Origin of the sequence: Mycobacterium sp. 1164985.4, from assembly GCF_001668575.1 — a bacterium.
In the GTDB taxonomy this organism is placed as follows: domain Bacteria; phylum Actinomycetota; class Actinomycetes; order Mycobacteriales; family Mycobacteriaceae; genus Mycobacterium.
The window spans coordinates 14,243-32,004 of record NZ_LZMD01000056.1; the positions used below are offsets into that span (position 1 = coordinate 14,243).

The window sequence follows — 17,762 nt, forward strand, 5'->3', positions numbered from 1 at the left end:
GGTCGGGTCCCGGCCGCACATCCGTATCGGCTATTCCCAGCACACCTCATAGACCCGCTCGGGATCGCGCAGTCCCTTGAGTTGCTCGTCCCGGTTTGCGCCGAACTGGAATTCGTGGCTGCCGGCGACCAGTCCGCGCAGTACCGCAGACACGAGGATCTCGCCGCCCTTCGCCTTCGCTCCAATCCGTGCCGCGAGGATCACGGTGTGTCCGAAGAAGTCCTCCCGCTCCTTGATCACCTCTCCGGTGTGCAGTCCGATCCGGACGCGCAGTAGCTGATTGCCGGACTCATCGCGACGCGCCGCCAAATCTCGCTGGATCGCGATCGCACAACGCAGCGCATTGCCGGCGCTGTCGAACGCGACCATGAATCCATCCCCCTGTGATTTGACCTCGAAACCGCGGTTCCCTGCGAGATGGCGACGGATCAGCGCGTTATGGCGGTGCAGGAGCTTGAGCCACCGCTCGTCACCGAGCTCCTCGGTGAGGGCGGTGGAACCTTCGATATCCGAGAACATGATCGTGACCGTCCCGTCGGGCGCGGCTACGCCCCGGAGATCGGGCCGTGTCAACTCGACGGACTGCGCAACGCTCTCGAGTGCCGACCATCCCAGCGTCGGCGTCGTCTCTCGGTGCTCCTCCCGCAGACGGGCGAGTCGTTCCACCTCGACGGGCATGCCGTTGCGCCGTGCCATGGCATGCCCCCGGTCGATCAGACTCATTGCTTTTTCCCGATCGCCCGGCACAGATCTGCGCAGTAACGTGCGGGCGTACTCGTAGCAGACCCTGGGTGTCACGTATTCGCTGCCGATCTCGGCATTACGTGCGAGAGCGAGTTCGAAGTGTTCTGCCGCGTCCCGATGCCGGTCCGCGGCCGAGGCGGCGAATCCGAGGAAGGTGTGGTTGGACCCGAGGCACCCGGCTCCGGCGAGGAATAACGTGCAGCGGTCTGCATAGGGTTCGAGCAGTTCGTAGAGCGCGTTTGCGGCTTTGCGATCACCGATCGGGATCGACGCCATTGAAAGCACGCAGACCGATGTCAACCAGTCCGTGGTGCGCCGGAGCGCTTGGAAGCCGTCCGCCGCAAGCTCAGCGAATCCGGCGCACGCCTCATCGAGCTGGCCGATCTCGGTCAGCAGCCACACGTACGACGCCGGCCACGCCTGACCGTAGCGTGCGGCGGCCTCGCGAGCGGCGTCGCGCAGCAGTTCGAGGGTGCCATCCGCGAGCCGGGTCAGGAACGAGTGCGCGCCGAACACAACGGTCGCGATCTCTGGTTCGGCACGCTGGCCGATCGACAGCGCCGTCTTCGCGAGACGTTCCGACTCCTTATATCGACCCTGCATCAGCGCTCGCATCGTGCGGAACACCGCCGTCTGCCACTGGTAGCGCGGCTGGCGTAGTTCCCCGGCCAGTCGGTCACACGCCGCGATCGCCTCGTCGACAGCGCGGAAGTCGCCCAGCTGTGCAAGCGCGATCAGCCGTAGTTGGTGACCCTCGAATTCCATGTCGCGGTCGCCGACGATCCGGGCAAGCCGCACCATCTCTTCACCCGATGCAATCGCTTGGTCGATCCGGTCGGGCCCCAGCGTCGACCACTGGCGACTGTGCATGGCCAGTAGCAGGATCTTTGTGTCGCCGACACGCTCAGCCATCTCTATTGCCTGTGCGCTTGCCCGGTCGGCGTCCTCGAGGGCTCCCTTGCAGCGGAGCTCGAGGGCCAGCCGGGCAAGGACTGTTACCCGCAGCGCGCTGTCCCGGGCGGGCAGCATCTCGAGGGCCTCATCCAACAGCGCCACCAGCTGTTCATCGGCACGATCGGTAATCGAGAAGCCTCCCGGCCCACCGCCGTAGCCGAGCGCGGCTCGGGCGAAATGGTTATTCAACGCGAGCTCACGTGCGATCGACGCCGCCTCACCGAACGTTTCTCGCGCACCTTTGGCTTCGCCGGCCCGCCAGCGCGCATCCCCGAGCGCCAGCAGCAGATCGCACCGGCGCTGCGGCTCCTCGGGCAGCGTGTCAAAAAGCCGAAGCGCCGTCGCATAGAGGTTGACGGCGTCTTCATAGGCATACGTTGCTGCCGCGCGTTCGCCCGCCCACCACGCATAGTCGGCTGCCTTCGCGACATCGCCTTGTGGAGCCGCCTTCGCGAAGTGGTATGCGATCGCAGACAAATGAGACTCGATCCGATCCTCATGAATCTCCTCGAGCGCCTCGCCGGTGGCGATGTGAAGCTGGGAGCGGCGCAGCGGAGAGAGGTCGTCGTACAGCGCGTCGCGAGTTGCGCCGTGCGCGAAGACGTACCTTCCCGGTTCGCCTGTGGCCTGGCGAACAATGGCCCCGTCGAGTGCCGGCTGCATGCACATCAGCACGGCGTCTGCCTCCAGCCCACTCACATGCGTCAGGATCTGCAAATCAAACTCGCGGCCGATCACCGCCGCCGTTGACAACAACTCGAGCGCCTCGGCAGGCAGTTTCCCCAACCGGCGGGAGACCGCCTCGTGGACACCCCGAGGAATCCCGAACTCTTCGCCGTCACGGATGTTGGTGACCCAGCGACCGTCGCGCCAGTCGAGGACTTCCGAGTCGATCAGATGACGGATGATCTCTTCGACGAAGTACGGGTTACCCTCCGATTCTCGGCAAACCGCGTCTGCAAGCGCGAGTTCGCTTCGTTGCTCGAGCGGTTGTTGCAGGACCGCTTCGAGCATCGCCTTGACGTGGTGATCGGATAGCCCACGCAGCCTGATGTGTGTGGAGCCGCGCTCTTTGCTGAGTGCGGTGACAGCGTCGTTCAGGTAATGGTCGGCGGGCAGCTCGTCATCGCGGTAGGTGCCCAGCAGAAACACACGAGAGCGAGCCAGCTCGCGCGCGACGAACGAAAGCAACATCAGCGACGGACGGTCGGCCTGGTGCAGATCTTCGAGGAAGATCGCGATCGGCTCGCGTTCGGAAGCGCCGAGCAGAAATCTCGATATCGAATCGAACAGCCTAAATCGTGCCTGCTCCGCGTCGAGCGGCGGCGATTCCGTGATCTCCGGCACCCGGTCGCGCACCTCGGAGACGATCTGTGCGATCTCGAATGCACCAGATCCCAGATCAGAAGCTACTGTCTCGGCGTCGTGGTCACGCGTGTAGTCCCGGATCACTTGCACCCAGGGCCAATAGGGAGGCGCACCCACTGACGCATAGCAGCGGCCCCAGAGAACCTGCATGCCCCGCATGGCGGCATATGCCGCCGCCTCCGACGCGAGCCGGGTCTTTCCGATTCCCGGCTCGCCGGTGACCAGCACTGTGCGCCCGCGACGGCCAATTACGTCGTCGATCGCCGCCCGCACTGCTTGACTCTCCCGCTGGCGTCCCACAAAGCCGCTGTCCGTGATCCGATCGAGGGCCGCGACGTCCTGGCTCCCGGTATCACCACCGGAAACCACAGCGGCGATCACTCCCAGCGCATCGCAGACCTCGGCTGCGTGTTGGGGTCGGCCGTCGGGCGACTTCGCCAACATTCTCAGCAGTAACTGGTCGAGCGCCGCCGGAACACCGTTGCGATGCCCGCTTGGTGCGACAGGTGTAGCCGAAACATGTTGGGAAACAACCGCAGCCGCTGACTCGCCCACGAAGGGAGGTATCCCGCATAGTAATTCGTACAGCAGCGCACCCAGGGAGTAGATGTCCGAACGCGCGTCGGAACCGCGACCGAGGCCCTGCTCGGGTGCCATGTATGCGACTGTTCCGATCATGGTTCCCTCGGCCGTCATGCGCGTGCCGCCTTCCGCGACCGCGAGACCGAAATCGCCGATCTTCGCAGTGCCGTCGGGCGAAAGCCACACGTTCTGAGGCTTGACATCACGGTGCACAACACCGTGGGCATGAGCGTGTGCGAGGCCACTGGCGATTTCGCTCCCGAGCCGCACCACCTCCGTGATGGCGAGCCGGTGATCTGGCGCCTCCGACAGCAGGCGGTAAAGGTCACCGCCCGACATATATTGGCTGATCAAGTAGAGCTGGCCCGCCTCTTCGCCGAAGTCATACACGTTCACGACATTGGGATGCTCGCCGAGCTTGGCCATCGCTGCGGCTTCCCGACGTGCACGGCGCATTGCGGTCTCATCCGACCCACTGGCCTTCAACACCGCGGCCGCCACCTCCCGCTGCAGACGCGTGTCGATGGCCAGATAAACCCGCTTGCCGGCACCTTCGCCGAGCAGCTGCCCAAGCGTGTAACGCCCGTCCGAAAGTGTCTTGGGCACCGGCGCTTCGGCGCGCTGCACCGGTTCGTGGTGGGTGCCCAGTGCGGTGCCACACTCGTCACAGAAGCGCTGCGAACGTGGCTTGCGCGCTCCGCAGCCCGCGCATTCGACGTCGGCCACGATCGCGGCGCCACAACTACCGCAGAATCTGGCCTCGGGCCGGTTCAGGGACCCGCACTTACTGCATTCGGCGCTTGCTGCGGTGCTCATCGGCCTGTCACCTCAACGCCGCGGTGGGTAGCCCGCCGACGAAAAGCGTTCCCGGACCGACGTGCGTTGCGACCACCGGGCCGACCTCAGAGATGAATTCTGGTTCCGTACCAAACATGGCGTGCAAACGCTTCGCGAGCAGCTGCGCATCCTCGGCAGCGTGCACATGCTGGACGAACCAACGGTCGGCACCCACCGCGCGGCGCTGACGCATCAGCTCGACTAATCGCTCGACCCCGCGTCTGCGCGTGCGTACCCGATCAACGGCTCTGAGCTCGGATTCGAACGCCAGGATCGGTTTGAGATCGAGCGCAGAGCCAATCCACGCGGCCACACTGCTTATCCGGTCGCTCCGCCGGAGGTACTCGAGGGTTTCCACCAGTGCCCAGCCCCTAACATCTCTGCGGGCTTGATGGATCCGCTCGATCACCCGACCCAGCTCGGCTGACTCCGCCGCGGCACGCGCCGCCGCCAGCACCTGGAGCCCAAGATGGCCGCCGGCGCCGGCTGAATCGATCACCACCAACCGCTCGGGGTGGTCCTGAGTGCCGAACTGTTCGGCTGCGCGCCGAGCCATCGAGCACGTCTCGGAAATGCCTGAGGAGATCAAGACCGCAACCACGGCACTGTGCTGCTCCAGCAGCCGATCGAAAACCACGCCGAAATCCTCGACGGTCGGCGGCGACGTCCTGGCAACAGTCTTCGACGAGTCGAGCGCCGCATAGAACCGATCGAAATCACCGTCGAACTCCGATTCGCGCAGCGCGCCCTTTCCCAAGTCGTAGTACTGCGGCACCACCGTGATGCCGAAACTGTCGACGAGCTCGCCTGGCAGGTAGCCGGTGCTGTCGGTAACCACAGCGACGTCAGCCATACGTACTCCCCGGAAAACCGCCGGCCACCAGCACACCGGGGCCGAGCAGAGTTGCGCATACCGGTCCCATCTCGCAGATGAACTCCGGCTCCGTGCGGAAGAGCTCGCTCAGGCGCCCTGCGAGCTGCCGCGCATCCTCGTGCACGTCGGTGTGCTGGACAAACCACCGATCGGCGCCGAGCGCATGGCGTTGGCGCATCAGCTCCACCAACCTCTCGACAGCGCGTTCGCGCGTGCGCACGCGTTCGACGGCCCGGAGCTCCGACTCGAAGGTCAATATCGGTTTGAGATCGAGTGCCGAGCCCAGCCATGCGGCCGCGCCGCCGATTCGTCCCCCGCGTCTTAGATACTCAAGCGTGTCGACGAGAAACCACTGTTTGACCTCCTGCCGCACTCGGCGCGTCGCCGCCGCAACCCCCGGGGCGTCTTCCCCTGCGGCGGCCACCCGAGCCGCCACCATCGCCTGTACACCTTCCTGGCCCCCGGCGCCCGCCGAGTCGATCACTTCCACCCGTTCGCCACCACGGCCGTCAGCCTCCAGCCGCGCGGCCGCCTGCCGAGCCACCGAGCAGGTCTCAGAGAGGGCTGAGGAAACCAACACCGCCACGACGGCGCTGTGCAGCTTCAAGAGCCTGGCAAAAACCGTGACGAAATCATCAACGGTGGGCGATGACGTCGTCGCAACGCTTTTCGACGCGTCCAATCTGGCATAGAACCGTCCGAAGTCACCGTCGAATTCGGACTCGTGCAGCCAACCAGCGCCGAGGTCGTAGTAATGCGACACAACTGTGATACCGAGCCGCTCGACAAGCGGCTCCGGTAGGTAGCTGGTGGTGTCGGTAACAACGGCAATGTCAGCCAAGCGCGTATCCCATCGCCGCGCCGGGAACACTGCCGACGGCCAGCACTCCTGGGCCGCCGTTTGTTGCGACTACGGGTCCGAGCTCGGAGATGAATTCGGGCTCTGAGCCAAACAGCTCACGCAGGCGCTGGGCCAGCCGCATCGCGTCCTCGTAAGCGTCCGCGTGATTGATGAAATACCGTTCCGCACCCACCGCCCGGCGCTGGTGCATCAGCTCCACCAATCGCTCGACAGCGCGCCTGCGCGTACGCACGCGCTCGATCGCCCTGAACTCTGATCCGACCATTAAGATCGGCTTGAGATCGAGCGCCGAGCCGAGCCATGCCGCCGCGCCCCCGATTCGACCACCGCGCCTCAGATACTCGAGCGTGTCGACAACGAACCACTGCCTGACCTCGTGGCGCGCGCGGCGTGTCGCCACGGTCACTCCCGATTTGTCTTGCCCTTCGGCGGCCGCGTGTGCCGCCGCCATCGCCTGAACACCCAGGTGACCGGCGGTTCCTGCCGAGTCGATGACTTCCACGCGCTCGCCGTCGTCGCCGAACGTGGCGGCGGCGTGGCGAGCCAGCGAGCAGGTCTCGGAAAGCCCTGAGGAGATCAGCACCGCGACGACAGCGCTGTGCTGCCGCAGCAGCGAGTCAAATACCGCGACAAAATCATCGGCGGTGGGCGGCGACGTCGCCGCGACACTTCTCGATGCGTCGAGTGCCTCATAGAATTGTGCGAAATCACCGTCGAAATCCGACTCGCGCAACCAACCACCACCGACGTTGTAATACAGCGACACCACCGTGATGCCGAGGCGCTCTACGAGCGCACCCGGCAGGCAGCTGGTGCTGTCGGTAACCACAGCGACGTCAGCCAAGTGCGTACCCCATCGCCGTGCCGGGAAGACTTCCGACCCCCAACATCCCAGGACCGGCGTGCGTTGCGAGTACCGGGCCGACCTCGCAGACGAATTCCGGCTCTGAGCCGAACAGTTCACGAAGATGGTCGGCCAGCTGCATTGCGTCCTCGTAAGCGGACGCATGGTTGATGAACCAGCGATCGGCGCCGACCGCCCGACGCTGGCGCATCAGTTCGAATAGCCGCTCGACAGCCCGCCTGCGCGTGCGCACACGCTCGACAGCCTTCATCTCAGATTCGACGGCCATTATCGGTTTGAGGTCAAGCGCCGAGCCGATCCATGCTGCCGCGGTGCCGATCCGGCCGCCGCGCCGGATGTACTCAAGCGTGTCGAGAATGAACCACATCCGAACCTCTTGGCGGGCCTGGCGCGCCTGCTCTATCACGCCCTCGAGGTCGGCTCCCGCCGCCGCGGCGCGGGCCGCGGCAATTGCCTGAACCCCCAGGAAACCTGCCGTGCCAGCCGAGTCCATCACCCCCAGCCGCGAGCCGCCGCCGCGCTCCGATTCGATCTGTGCGGCCGCTTCCCGGGCGAGCGAGCAGGCCGGGGAGAAGTTCGAGCCGAGAATGACGGAGAACACGGCGCTGTGGTCTTGCAGCAACCGTTCGAAAACGGTGATGAGGTCCTCGAGGGTGGGAGGCGACGTCGTCGCGACGCTCTTCGACGCGTCGAGTTCGGCAAAGAACCGTCCGAAATCACCGTCGAACTCCGCCTCGCGCATCCCACGACCGGGCACCTCGTGGCCGCCTTCGGGCGACGCGCTGCCATCGATGTCGTAATACATCGACACCACCGTGATGCCGAGACTCTCGCAGAGTGTGGTCGGCAACGCGGAGGTGCTGTCGGTGACCACTGCGACGTCAGGCATGTGTGTGCACACCGTCTATCACGTCGATGATCTGCGGCAAGGCTTCACGAGTCGCGATTCGACCCGCTTCGCGGGCGCGGTCGATCTGGTGCCATTCCAGGAATCCGATGGTGCTCGTATCGACGTGGATCGCCACATCGGCGTGCGCCAAGACCGCGGATGTTGCCATCGCGCTGCCGATCGTCATGGTGCGCATCAGCGTGTCGACAACGCTCGGCACCCGCGGGACGCGCTCGGACGTCGCCGCGGAGGCGTGGCCGGTGCCGATGCTCGACGCAATCAACGGGCCCTCCTGGCCGGACAGCGCGGTGACGGGCAGATTGTCGAGCACGCCGCCGTCGACGTGCAGGGTGCCGTCGTGGATGATCGGTGCGTACAAACCCGGCACCCGCAGGGAACAGCCGACTGCCTCAGCGAGCGGTCCTCGACGGTGCACGATGGGCCGTCGGGCGAGCAGATCGACACTGACGCAACGGAATTCATTCGGAAGTTCCTCGATAAGCGTCCCTCCGAAAACGCTTTCGAGGGCACCCAACGTGCGCCGCCCGCGGATGAGCCCCTTGCTCGGCAAGGTGTAGTCGCTCGTCGGGTTGTTGCGAATGAAGTACTCGTAGACGTGCGCGTCGACAGCAGCGGCGTCCATTCCGGTGGCTGCGGCCGCCGCGATAATCGCTCCCATACTGGTTCCAGCGAAACGGTCAACCGTGACCCCGGCCGCCTCCAATTCCTCCAGCACCCCGAGGTGAGCGAATGCCCGCGCGGCCCCGCCGCTGAGGACGAGCCCGATCGAGCGGCCCGCGACGCGCGCAGCGAGCGGGCGTAGGTCCGCTGTGGCGTGCGCGGCACGAACGGTATGCGCCGAGCGCGGCGTTAGCAATTCCTCCCATGCGCGCCGCTGTTCGCGGTTGGCGGGCGGTCCCGTCAGAACGAGGTCAGCACCCACCGCTCGTGTCGGCAGCGGGGTCGACGGCGGTTCCGGGTCAGCCGTCACCAGCACAACGCGATCGGCCGACCGCAGGCAGAAGTCACGGAACCCGGACTCGTCGACGTCGGCGTGCAGCACCACCTTGTCCGCCACCCGTTCGGCGCGTTCCAATCCGTCACGGTCCACGCGACCCGGGTTCGCGACTTGCAGGCGGTCCGATAGTGCGCTGACCAGTTCGGTGGCCACCATCTGCACCGGCGCTCCGGCGTGGATGCCGACAACCGCGACGACCACCTGTGGCGTCGGTGTGCGCGGGAACGCAGCCGGCGGAGCCTCATGCAGCCTCGTCGCCAAGACTCCGACCAGCGTCCGAAGCACGCCCGCGTTCGCAATGCCATCGAATTGGGCCGTGGTGAGTCGCACCAGCGTGGAGTCGCGCACGGCGCGGACCGACGCGGAACGGGGCGCGGCGATCAGCAACCCAAGCTCGCCGACGACTTCGCCGCGGCCCAATTCCGTTACGACGACATCGTTTTGGAGCACCTGCAAGCGGCCGTTCCGAACCACGTAGAGCGAATCGGACGCCTCGCCTTCCCGGAAGAGGTACTTTCCCGCCTCCAGTTCAATCTGTTCGGCGTGGCCTCTCAGCGCTCTCAGCGTCTCCTGGTCCAACCCAGCGAACAGCGGCAGAGCTCCGAGCGGGTCGACCTCGCCGTCCGCGGCTGGCCGAATCTCGGCGTGCCGGGAGGCAAGCCCAAGTGCCGATCGCCGTCGGTTTGGATCGATTCGCAGCGGAGCGTCGACCTGGTCTGCTTCTGAGGCGCAGTTGCTGGTGCGTCCCAGCAACACCGCGCCGATCGCGACCATCACAAAGCAGACTGCGGCAAGGACCCAACCTTTCCGCAGTGCCTCTTCCGCGGCTCCCGGAGCGGGCGTTCCAATGAGAATCACCAGCACCGCAATGCCGATCACGGCGCCCAGCTGGCGGGTGCTGCTGACCACCGCCGAAGCGGTGGCGTAGCTGCCACCCGCAGCCAACCCGGCCAGTGCCGCGCTGCCCAGCATCGGCAGTGTCGCTCCGACCCCGATGCCCTGCAGTATTTGGCCGGGCAGCCAGTCCCCGACGAAATCGGGTGTGGCACCGACACGTTCGATATACCACATCAGGCTTGCAGCCCAGATCAGTGCACCCACGACGATGATAAGGCGGTAACCACGCCGATCGGCGAAGCGGCCGAGTGCCGCGGCCACAACCGCCGCGACGAACGCAGCAGGTGCGACCGCCAAGCCTGCGCGCAACAAGTCGTAACCCCACACGTAGTTCAGGAACAGCACGTGGGTCAACAGGTAGGCGTAGAAGCCGGCACTTGCCACGAGCGTCAGCATGTTGCCGGTCGTGAAAGACCGGAGGCGCAAAAACGCGGGCTCGATCAGCGGTGTCGGATGATTCTGCGAACTCAGTACAAACCCGAGCATCGCGATCGCGCCGGCGAAGAACGACCCGATGATTTCTAGGCTGGCCCAACCCCAGTCCTCGCCCTTGACCAACCCGAGTGTCAAGCACCCGAGGGAAATGGCCAGCAACGCCACTCCCCTCAAGTCTGGAACGCGCCTCCGTCCCGAGGCGCGACTTTCGACCAGCATCCGCCGCGCCACGAACACGGCCACAGCGCCCAGCGGCAGGTTCACCAAGAACACCCAGCGCCAACTCGACGCGTCCACAAGAGCACCACCAATGGGCGGACCGAGGCCCGACGCGATTGCCGCGGCGGCGCCCCACAGGCCTACGCCGTGAGCCCGATGTCCGGCATCGAAACTCTCGACAACGAGGGCAAGCGATGCCGGCACCAGAACCGCCGCGCCTATGCCCTGCACCGCCCGGGATGCAACGAGTTCTGCAACGGTGTCGGCGGCTGCGCACAGTGCGGAGGCGACGGTGAACAGCACGACGCCGTAGATGAACATCCGCTTGCGGCCGAGGAGGTCGGCAAGCCTGCCTCCGGCCACCAGGAAGGCGGCGAAGGCTATGTTGTAGGCGTTGAGCACCCACGACAGGCTGCTGATGTCGCTGCCCTGGAAATAACGTTGGATGGCCGGGAAGGCGATATTGACGATCGTGGAATCGAGGAATGCGAGGAAGGCGCCAAACGCCGCCACCAAAAGCACCGCTGTCGGGGAGGGCTGACGCCGTTGAGTTAGCGGTGTGGCAGGTCGGCCTGCCCGTAGACGCCGTCTGCTCTTGGCGAGCGGGTCAGTCGCGATCGTGGAAGGGGGCCGCTCGCCGTTGACGGTCGTGCGCTCTAGGCCGTGCCTCCCGCGGGAGTGAGCGGCAGTTCTGTTCGCCATGGCGCATCTCGACTCATGAGGGGGCGTGGCCCGCTGCTGCCGCGATTGTCAACGCACAGTCGGCGCCGATTCAGGGTTTTCCGAAAACTCACAGGAGACTCCCAGTTATGGGCATACTTGCCCTGCGACGGGACACAACTGTCGAGATTGCGCTCAGAGGCTCTAAGTTTGCTAGCCGACTGCGCTCAGCAACGTCGCGACGACGTCATCGATCGGCCCCGAGACCGAATATCCGGCTGCCAAGCGGTGACCGCCACCGCCGAATCCACTCGCGACCGGCGACAGGTCATAGGACTTGGCCCGCATTGACACCGACCAGTGGCCCGGCTCGATCTCCTTGAACACCGCGGCGACCTCGGCCTCCTGAGTGGTGCGCACGATGTCGACGATGCTCTCGACCTCCTCGGGCCGGGCGTTGACCCACTCCTGATGGTCGACGACCGCGTACACCAGACCCCTGCCGTCGGCAGCTTCCGGCAGCAGCTGCGCCGAGGACAACACCCGCGACAGCATCGGCAGCCACGCGAACGGGTGGGTGTCGAGCAGGGTCCGGCTGACGCCGGCGTTGTCCACGCCGAGTTCGACGAGGCGCGCCGCCAACCGATGCGCGCGCGGGGTGGCCCATCGAAACGAACCAGTGTCGGTGGCCAGCCCCGCGTACAGGCAGTGCGCAACGCCGATGTCGATCGGCTGGTCCCACGCGTCGAGCAGGTCAGCCACCAGCATTGTGGTGGAGTCGGCCGACGCGTCGACGTAGTTCGCGGTGCCGAACAGCCGGTTGGAGGCGTGGTGGTCGATCACCAGCACCTCGCGGCCGTGGTCGACGAGACCGCGCAGCACACCGAGCCGGTTGACGCTGGGGATGTCGACGGTGACCACCAGGTCGGGGTCGCGCCGCATCTCGTCCGGACCGACGAGCAGGTGACCGCCGGGCAGCGACTGCAGCGATTCGGGCAGTTTGTCCGGCGCCGCGAAGCTCACCTGAACGTTCTTGCCGACCTGGTCGAGCACCAGAGCCAACGCCAGACCGGCGCCGATGGTGTCGGCGTCGGGATAGACGTGGCAGACGACCCCGATCGAACCGGCCGCCGAGAGAAGTTCAGCTGCGCGCCGGGCGTTGACCCGATCTCCCACTTCCGGAGCGTCAGTCGTCTTGTCGATCGCGGTCACCGATGTCCTCAGAGTCGTCAGGCCCCCCGGCTGCTGCGTCGCCCTCCATCTCAGTGACACGGTACGGGTCCGCATCGCCTGCGTGCTTGGCACCTTCCCGAACTCTCGCCAATTCCTCATCCGCGGCGCGGGCGCGGGCCAGCAACTCCTCCATCTTCACCGCCGCGTCGGGCACGGTGTCGCGCTCGAACGCAAGGGTGGGCGTGAAGCGCACGCCCAGGCTCGCGCCCACCTTCGAGCGCAGCACGCCCTTCGCGCTCTCCAGGGCGGCGGCCGCCCCACCGAAGTCCGGCTCCTCGGAGAGCGACGCGCCGAGCACCGTGTAGAACAGCGTCGCGTCGTGCAGGTCGTTGGTGACCTTGGCGTCGGTGATCGTCACCCCGGCCAGCCGAGGATCCTTGATCTCGTATTCGATCGCCGAGGCGACGATGGTGGAAATGCGTTTGGCCAGTCGCTTCGCCCGTGCGGGGTCCGCCACGCTAGGTGCGCTCCTTCTCGACGAGCTCGTACGTCTCGATGACGTCGCCTTCCTTGATGTCGGAGTACGTCAGTGTCAGACCGCATTCGTAGCCCTCGCGGACCTCGGTGACGTCGTCCTTCTCCCGGCGCAGCGACGACACGGTGAGGTTCTCGGCCACCACGACGTTGTCGCGTAGCAGCCGGGCCTTCGCGTTGCGCCGCATGATCCCCGACTGGACGAGGCAGCCGGCGATGTTGCCGACCTTCGACGACCGGAAGATCGCACGGATCTCGGCGCGGCCGAGCTCCTTCTCCTCGTAGATCGGCTTGAGCATGCCCTTGAGCGCACTCTCGATCTCATCGATGGCCTGGTAGATCACCGAGTAGTAGCGGATCTCCACACCTTCGCGGTTGGCCAGCTCGGTGGCCTTGCCCTCGGCGCGGACGTTGAAGCCGATGATGATCGCGTCCGAGGCCGACGCCAGGTTGACGTTGGTCTCGGTGACGCCACCGACGCCGCGGTCGATGACCCGCAGCTCGACCTCGTCGTCGACCTGGATGCCCAGCAGGGCCTCTTCGAGCGCCTCGACGGTACCGGCGTTGTCGCCCTTGAGGATCAGGTTCAGCTGGCTGGTTTCCTTCAGCGCCGAATCCAGGTCCTCGAGGCTGATCCGCTTGCGGCTGCGGGCGGCCAAGGCGTTGCGCTTGCGGGCGCTGCGCCGGTCCGCGATCTGCCGTGCGATGCGGTCTTCGTCGACGACGAGGAAGTTGTCACCAGCGCCGGGCACCGACGTGAAGCCGATGACCTGGACGGGCCGCGACGGCAGCGCCTCGGCGACGTCGTCGCCGTGCTCGTCGACCATGCGCCGGACACGTCCGTACGCGTCGCCGGCCACCACCGAGTCGCCGACCCGCAACGTGCCGCGCTGAACCAGCACGGTGGCCACCGGGCCGCGACCGCGGTCCAGGTGCGCCTCGATCGCCACACCCTGGGCCTCCATGTCGGGGTTGGCCCGCAGATCCAGCGACGCATCGGCAGTCAGAACCACCGCTTCGAGAAGCGCATCGATGTTGGTACCGGCCTTGGCTGAGATGTCGACGAACATCGTGTCGCCGCCGTACTCCTCGGGGATCAGCCCGTACTCGGTGAGCTGACCGCGGATCTTGGCCGGGTCCGCGCCTTCCTTGTCGATCTTGTTGACCGCCACGACGATCGGCACCTCGGCCGCCTGCGCGTGGTTGAGCGCCTCGACCGTCTGCGGCATCACGCCGTCATCGGCGGCGACCACCAGGATCGCGATGTCGGTGGCCTTCGCGCCGCGGGCACGCATGGCGGTGAACGCCTCGTGACCCGGGGTGTCGATGAAGGTGATCGGCCGGACGGTGCCCTCGAGGTCGACCTCGACCTGGTACGCGCCGATGTGCTGGGTGATGCCGCCGGCCTCGGCCTCGCGGACGTTGGCCTGACGGATCGTGTCCAGCAGTCGCGTCTTGCCGTGGTCGACGTGGCCCATGACTGTGACGACCGGCGGCCGCTGCTCGAGGTCTTCTTCGCCGCCTTCGTCCTCGCCGTAGGTGAGGTCGAACGACTCCAGCAGCTCGCGGTCCTCGTCCTCCGGCGAGACGACCTGGACCTTGTAGTTCATCTCGCTGCCGAGCAGTTCGAGGGTGTCGTCGCCGACGGACTGCGTCGCGGTGACCATCTCACCGAGGTTGAACAACGCCTGCACCAGCGCGGCCGGGTTGGCGTCGATCTTCTCGGCGAAGTCGCTCAGCGAGGCGCCGCGGGCGAGCCGGATGGTCTCGCCGTTGCCGTGCGGCAGGCGAACACCACCGACGACGGGCGCCTGCATGTTCTCGTACTCGGCGCGTTTCGCCCTCTTCGACTTGCGACCGCGCTTGGGCGCACCACCGGGACGACCGAACGCACCGGCCGCACCGCCGCGCTGGCCGGGCCGACCGCCGCCACGACCACGGAAGCCACCGCCGGCGGGACCACCGCCGCCACCGCCGCGGTAGTTGCCGCCGCCGCCACCGCCGCCACCGGGACGGCCGCCCTGACCCGCACCGGGACGGGGACCGCCGCCGGGGCCGGGGCGCGGACCGCCACCGGGACGCGGGGGCCGTGGGCCGGCGGGACGCTGCGGCATGTTGCTCGGGGACATCCCCGGACGCGGGGTGCCGGGCCGCGGTCCACCGGGGCCAGGCCGAGGACCTTGCGGCCGTGGGATCGGACGATCCACCGGCTGCTGGGTCGAGAACGGGTTGTTGCCGACGCGCGGGACGCGCGGAGCGGGCTTGGGTGCGCTCGGCGACGGGCCAGGCCGGGGGCCGGGACGTGCCGCAGGCGCAGCGGGCGCGGCCGGAGGCGCGGCCGCCGCGGGAGGCGCGACGGGCGGAGCCTCGGCGGCGGGCGCCGCAGGCTTGGGTGCGGGAGCCTTCGCGGGCTCCTGGGGGATGGGGGCCTTGGCGGGCGCGGCCGGTGTGGCCGCCGTCGTACCGGGTTTCGCCGCCGACCCGTTTCCGTCGGCTTTGACCTTCTCAGCGGCCGGTTTCCCGCCGCCGAAGGATTCGCGCAGCCGGCGCGCGACCGGGGCCTCCACCGTGGAGGACGCGGATTTGACGAATTCGCCTTGTTCGCTCAGACGAGCGAGTACTTCCTTGCTGGTGACACCGAGTTCCTTGGCCAACTCGTGTACACGGGCCTTACCTGCCACTACATCTCCATCTCTAGAGGCGTCAGCGGTGGTAGGCGCCGCGCCTCGGGTTAGCTATGACGCATGGTCATCGGGACTTCACGGTGTGCTCATGTTCTTCGCTACCTGTTCTGTTGCCGGGAGGTCGGGCGGGTCCGCACTGCTCACAGTGCCGACATACTCGATCACCGCGGATACGTCCGGTGAACCGGTGATGCGCAGCGCTCGACCGAACGCTCGCCGCCGAATTGCTGCGTCGAGGCACTGTGGAGTGGGATGCAGCCACGCACCCCGCCCCGACAGCTTTCTCGCCGGGTCAACGGTCAGGGTGCTGAGAGAATTCCCAGCCCCATCGACGTTGCCGACAGCGACCACTCGAAGCAGTTCGACGGCCAGCTCTCGTTTCCGGCACCCTACGCAGGTCCGCACCGGTCCGACAGGATCGTCGGGGCTGCGTCGTTGCGCCGAAGCCGAAGTCTCGCGCTGGATCACAGGTGAGTCTACCGTCACTGCCGCTGGTATTTGAAATGGCTGCGCTGGTCGGCGTGGACGCGTTGCGCCGTCGGCGCTTACCGGTCCCCCACGGCGCCGCGGGCCGCGTCCTGATCGGGCTCGGCGGCACCCGCGGGCGGCGCGTCGCTGCGGATGTCGATGCGCCAGCCGGTGAGCCGGGCCGCCAGCCGGGCGTTCTGCCCCTCCTTGCCGATGGCCAGCGACAGCTGGAAGTCGGGTACGACGACGCGGGCCGCGCGCGCCGCCTCGTCGATGACCGTCACCGAAACCACCTTGGCCGGTGAGAGCGCATTGGCGACGAACTTCGCCGGGTCGGGGTCGTAGTCGATGATGTCGATCTTCTCGCCCGACAGCTCACTCATCACGTTGCGCACCCGCTGACCCATCGGCCCGATGCACGCACCCTTGGCGTTGAGGCCCGGCACCCGCGAGGTGACCGCGATCTTCGAGCGGTGACCGGCCTCCCTGGCGACCGCCACGATCTCGACGGAGCCCTCGGCGATCTCGGGAACCTCCAGCGAGAACAGCTTGCGCACCAGGTTCGGGTGCGTGCGAGACAGCGTGATCAGCGGTTCGCGCGCACCGCGGCTGACGCCGACGACGTAGCAGCGCAGCCGGTCGCCGTGTTCGTAGCGTTCGCCGGGCACCTGCTCGGCCGCCGGGATGACGCCTTCGGAACCCTTGGTCTCGCTGCCCATCCGGACGACGACCAGACCGCGGGCGTTGGCCCGCGCGTCGCGCTGGATCACCCCGCCGACGATGTCACCCTCGCGAGCGGAGAACTCGCCGTAGGTTTTCTCGTTCTCGGCGTCGCGGAACCTCTGCAGCATCACCTGGCGCGCCGTCGTCGCGGCGACGCGGCCGAAACCCTCTGGGGTGTCGTCCCATTCGCTGATCGTGTTGCCGTCTTCGTCGAGCTCGGATGCGATGACCTTGACCTCACCGGTCTTGCGGTCGATCTCGATGCGTGCCTCGGCGGCGTGCCCCTCGGTGTGGCGATAGGCGGTCAGCAGTGCGGATTTGATGGTCTCGACGAGTTCGCCCACCGGAATTCCGCGGTCGACCTCGATGGCATGCAGCGCGGCCATGTCGATGTTCACGCCGAAGCCTCCTTCCCAGATTGGCCGACCAGCTCCAGCTCTCGCGGATTGGGAGGCGAGAATTCAACTTGCACAACAGCTTTCGAGATGCCTTCCAGCGGCAGCTCACGTACGGAGAAGTTGGCCTGCCGGCCGGCCCGCACCACCAAACGCACGACGCCGTCCCGGGTTTCGCCGATTCGGCCCATCAGTTGAGTGCCGTCGGACAGCGTCAGTTCGACCTTGCGGCCGTGCGCTCGCCGGAAGTGCTTCTCGGTGGTCAGCGGCCGGTCCACGCCGGGCGAGGTGACCTCGAGTACGTAGGGCGCCGACCGGGCGTCGAGTTCGTCGAGCAGCGTGGAGGCGGTTCGGGACAGCTGGGCGATCGATTCGAGGTCGAGGCCGTCGTCCCCGTCGGCCACCACCGTGATGCGCGGCGGACGCGCGGCCGGTTCGACGATCACGTCCTCGATTTCGTAACCGGCGCGCGCGAACTCGCCGTCGAGTAGCTCGATCACCTCTTTCTGCGACGGCAATCCCGCAGAATGCTCCGTCACGGCGAGCTCCTCGTCTTGAGTTGTCCGGACACGATCCCCAGC

At 66.8% G+C, this 17,762-nt stretch carries 12 protein-coding genes; all 12 read right to left on the reverse strand.

Annotation, left to right across the window (positions count from 1 at the left end; translation table 11 throughout):
- Window positions 1-30 precede the first annotated feature (30 nt).
- The 12 genes from A5650_RS09055 to rimP all read right to left on the reverse strand — a co-directional run bounded on the left by A5650_RS09055 (window position 31) and on the right by rimP (window position 17,720).
- Window positions 31-4,464 carry a protein kinase domain-containing protein gene (locus A5650_RS09055; protein WP_082950675.1) on the reverse strand — a complete coding sequence of 1,478 codons (4,434 nt, stop codon included), beginning with the start codon at window positions 4,462-4,464 and terminating at the stop codon, window positions 31-33.
- Between the two features lie 7 nt (window positions 4,465-4,471).
- A complete protein-coding gene (locus A5650_RS09060) occupies window positions 4,472-5,338 on the reverse strand; it encodes a DegV family protein (RefSeq protein WP_067289310.1) in 867 nt (288 codons plus the stop codon).
- Window positions 5,331-6,200, reverse strand: a complete 870-nt coding sequence (locus A5650_RS09065) for a DegV family protein (RefSeq protein WP_067289390.1) — start codon at window positions 6,198-6,200, stop codon at window positions 5,331-5,333. Before A5650_RS09065 ends, A5650_RS09060 begins: the two co-directional genes overlap by 8 nt.
- Window positions 6,193-7,065, reverse strand: a complete 873-nt coding sequence (locus A5650_RS09070; RefSeq protein WP_067289313.1) for a DegV family protein — start codon at window positions 7,063-7,065, stop codon at window positions 6,193-6,195. Before A5650_RS09070 ends, A5650_RS09065 begins: the two co-directional genes overlap by 8 nt.
- Window positions 7,058-7,975: a DegV family protein gene (locus A5650_RS09075; protein WP_067289316.1), complete on the reverse strand. Its 918-nt coding sequence runs from the start codon at window positions 7,973-7,975 to the stop codon at window positions 7,058-7,060. Before A5650_RS09075 ends, A5650_RS09070 begins: the two co-directional genes overlap by 8 nt.
- Complete coding sequence (locus A5650_RS09080) at window positions 7,968-11,246, reverse strand: MFS transporter (RefSeq protein ID WP_082950678.1); 3,279 nt, start codon at window positions 11,244-11,246, stop codon at window positions 7,968-7,970. The genes A5650_RS09075 and A5650_RS09080 overlap by 8 nt, the downstream gene beginning before the upstream one ends.
- Window positions 11,247-11,417: 171 nt before the next feature.
- Window positions 11,418-12,416 carry a DHH family phosphoesterase gene (locus A5650_RS09085; protein ID WP_067289317.1) on the reverse strand — a complete coding sequence of 333 codons (999 nt, stop codon included), beginning with the start codon at window positions 12,414-12,416 and terminating at the stop codon, window positions 11,418-11,420.
- Window positions 12,391-12,894: a 30S ribosome-binding factor RbfA gene (gene rbfA, locus A5650_RS09090; RefSeq protein WP_067289319.1), complete on the reverse strand. Its 504-nt coding sequence runs from the start codon at window positions 12,892-12,894 to the stop codon at window positions 12,391-12,393. Before rbfA ends, A5650_RS09085 begins: the two co-directional genes overlap by 26 nt.
- Before the next feature lies 1 nt (window position 12,895).
- Entirely contained in the window at window positions 12,896-15,592 is a 2,697-nt protein-coding gene (gene infB / locus A5650_RS09095; protein WP_082950679.1) for a translation initiation factor IF-2, read from the reverse strand.
- A gap of 78 nt (window positions 15,593-15,670) precedes the next feature.
- Window positions 15,671-16,081 carry a YlxR family protein gene (locus tag A5650_RS26350; protein WP_502687060.1) on the reverse strand — a complete coding sequence of 137 codons (411 nt, stop codon included), beginning with the start codon at window positions 16,079-16,081 and terminating at the stop codon, window positions 15,671-15,673.
- 59 nt (window positions 16,082-16,140) lie between these two features.
- Window positions 16,141-17,184 (reverse strand): transcription termination factor NusA, encoded by a 1,044-nt coding sequence (gene nusA, locus A5650_RS09105; protein WP_067289326.1) that lies wholly within the window; start codon window positions 17,182-17,184, stop codon window positions 16,141-16,143.
- Window positions 17,181-17,720: a ribosome maturation factor RimP gene (gene rimP / locus A5650_RS09110; protein WP_067289330.1), complete on the reverse strand. Its 540-nt coding sequence runs from the start codon at window positions 17,718-17,720 to the stop codon at window positions 17,181-17,183. Before rimP ends, nusA begins: the two co-directional genes overlap by 4 nt.
- Window positions 17,721-17,762: the final 42 nt, after the last annotated feature.

Coding starts and splice junctions, on each gene's coding strand:
- A5650_RS09055 (WP_082950675.1), bottom strand. CDS start 4,464: ATGAGCACCGCAGCAAGCGCCGAATGCAGTAAGTGCGGGTCCCTGAAC.
- A5650_RS09060 (WP_067289310.1), bottom strand. CDS start 5,338: ATGGCTGACGTCGCTGTGGTTACCGACAGCACCGGCTACCTGCCAGGC.
- A5650_RS09075 (WP_067289316.1), bottom strand. CDS start 7,975: ATGCCTGACGTCGCAGTGGTCACCGACAGCACCTCCGCGTTGCCGACC.
- A5650_RS09080 (WP_082950678.1), bottom strand. CDS start 11,246: ATGGCGAACAGAACTGCCGCTCACTCCCGCGGGAGGCACGGCCTAGAG.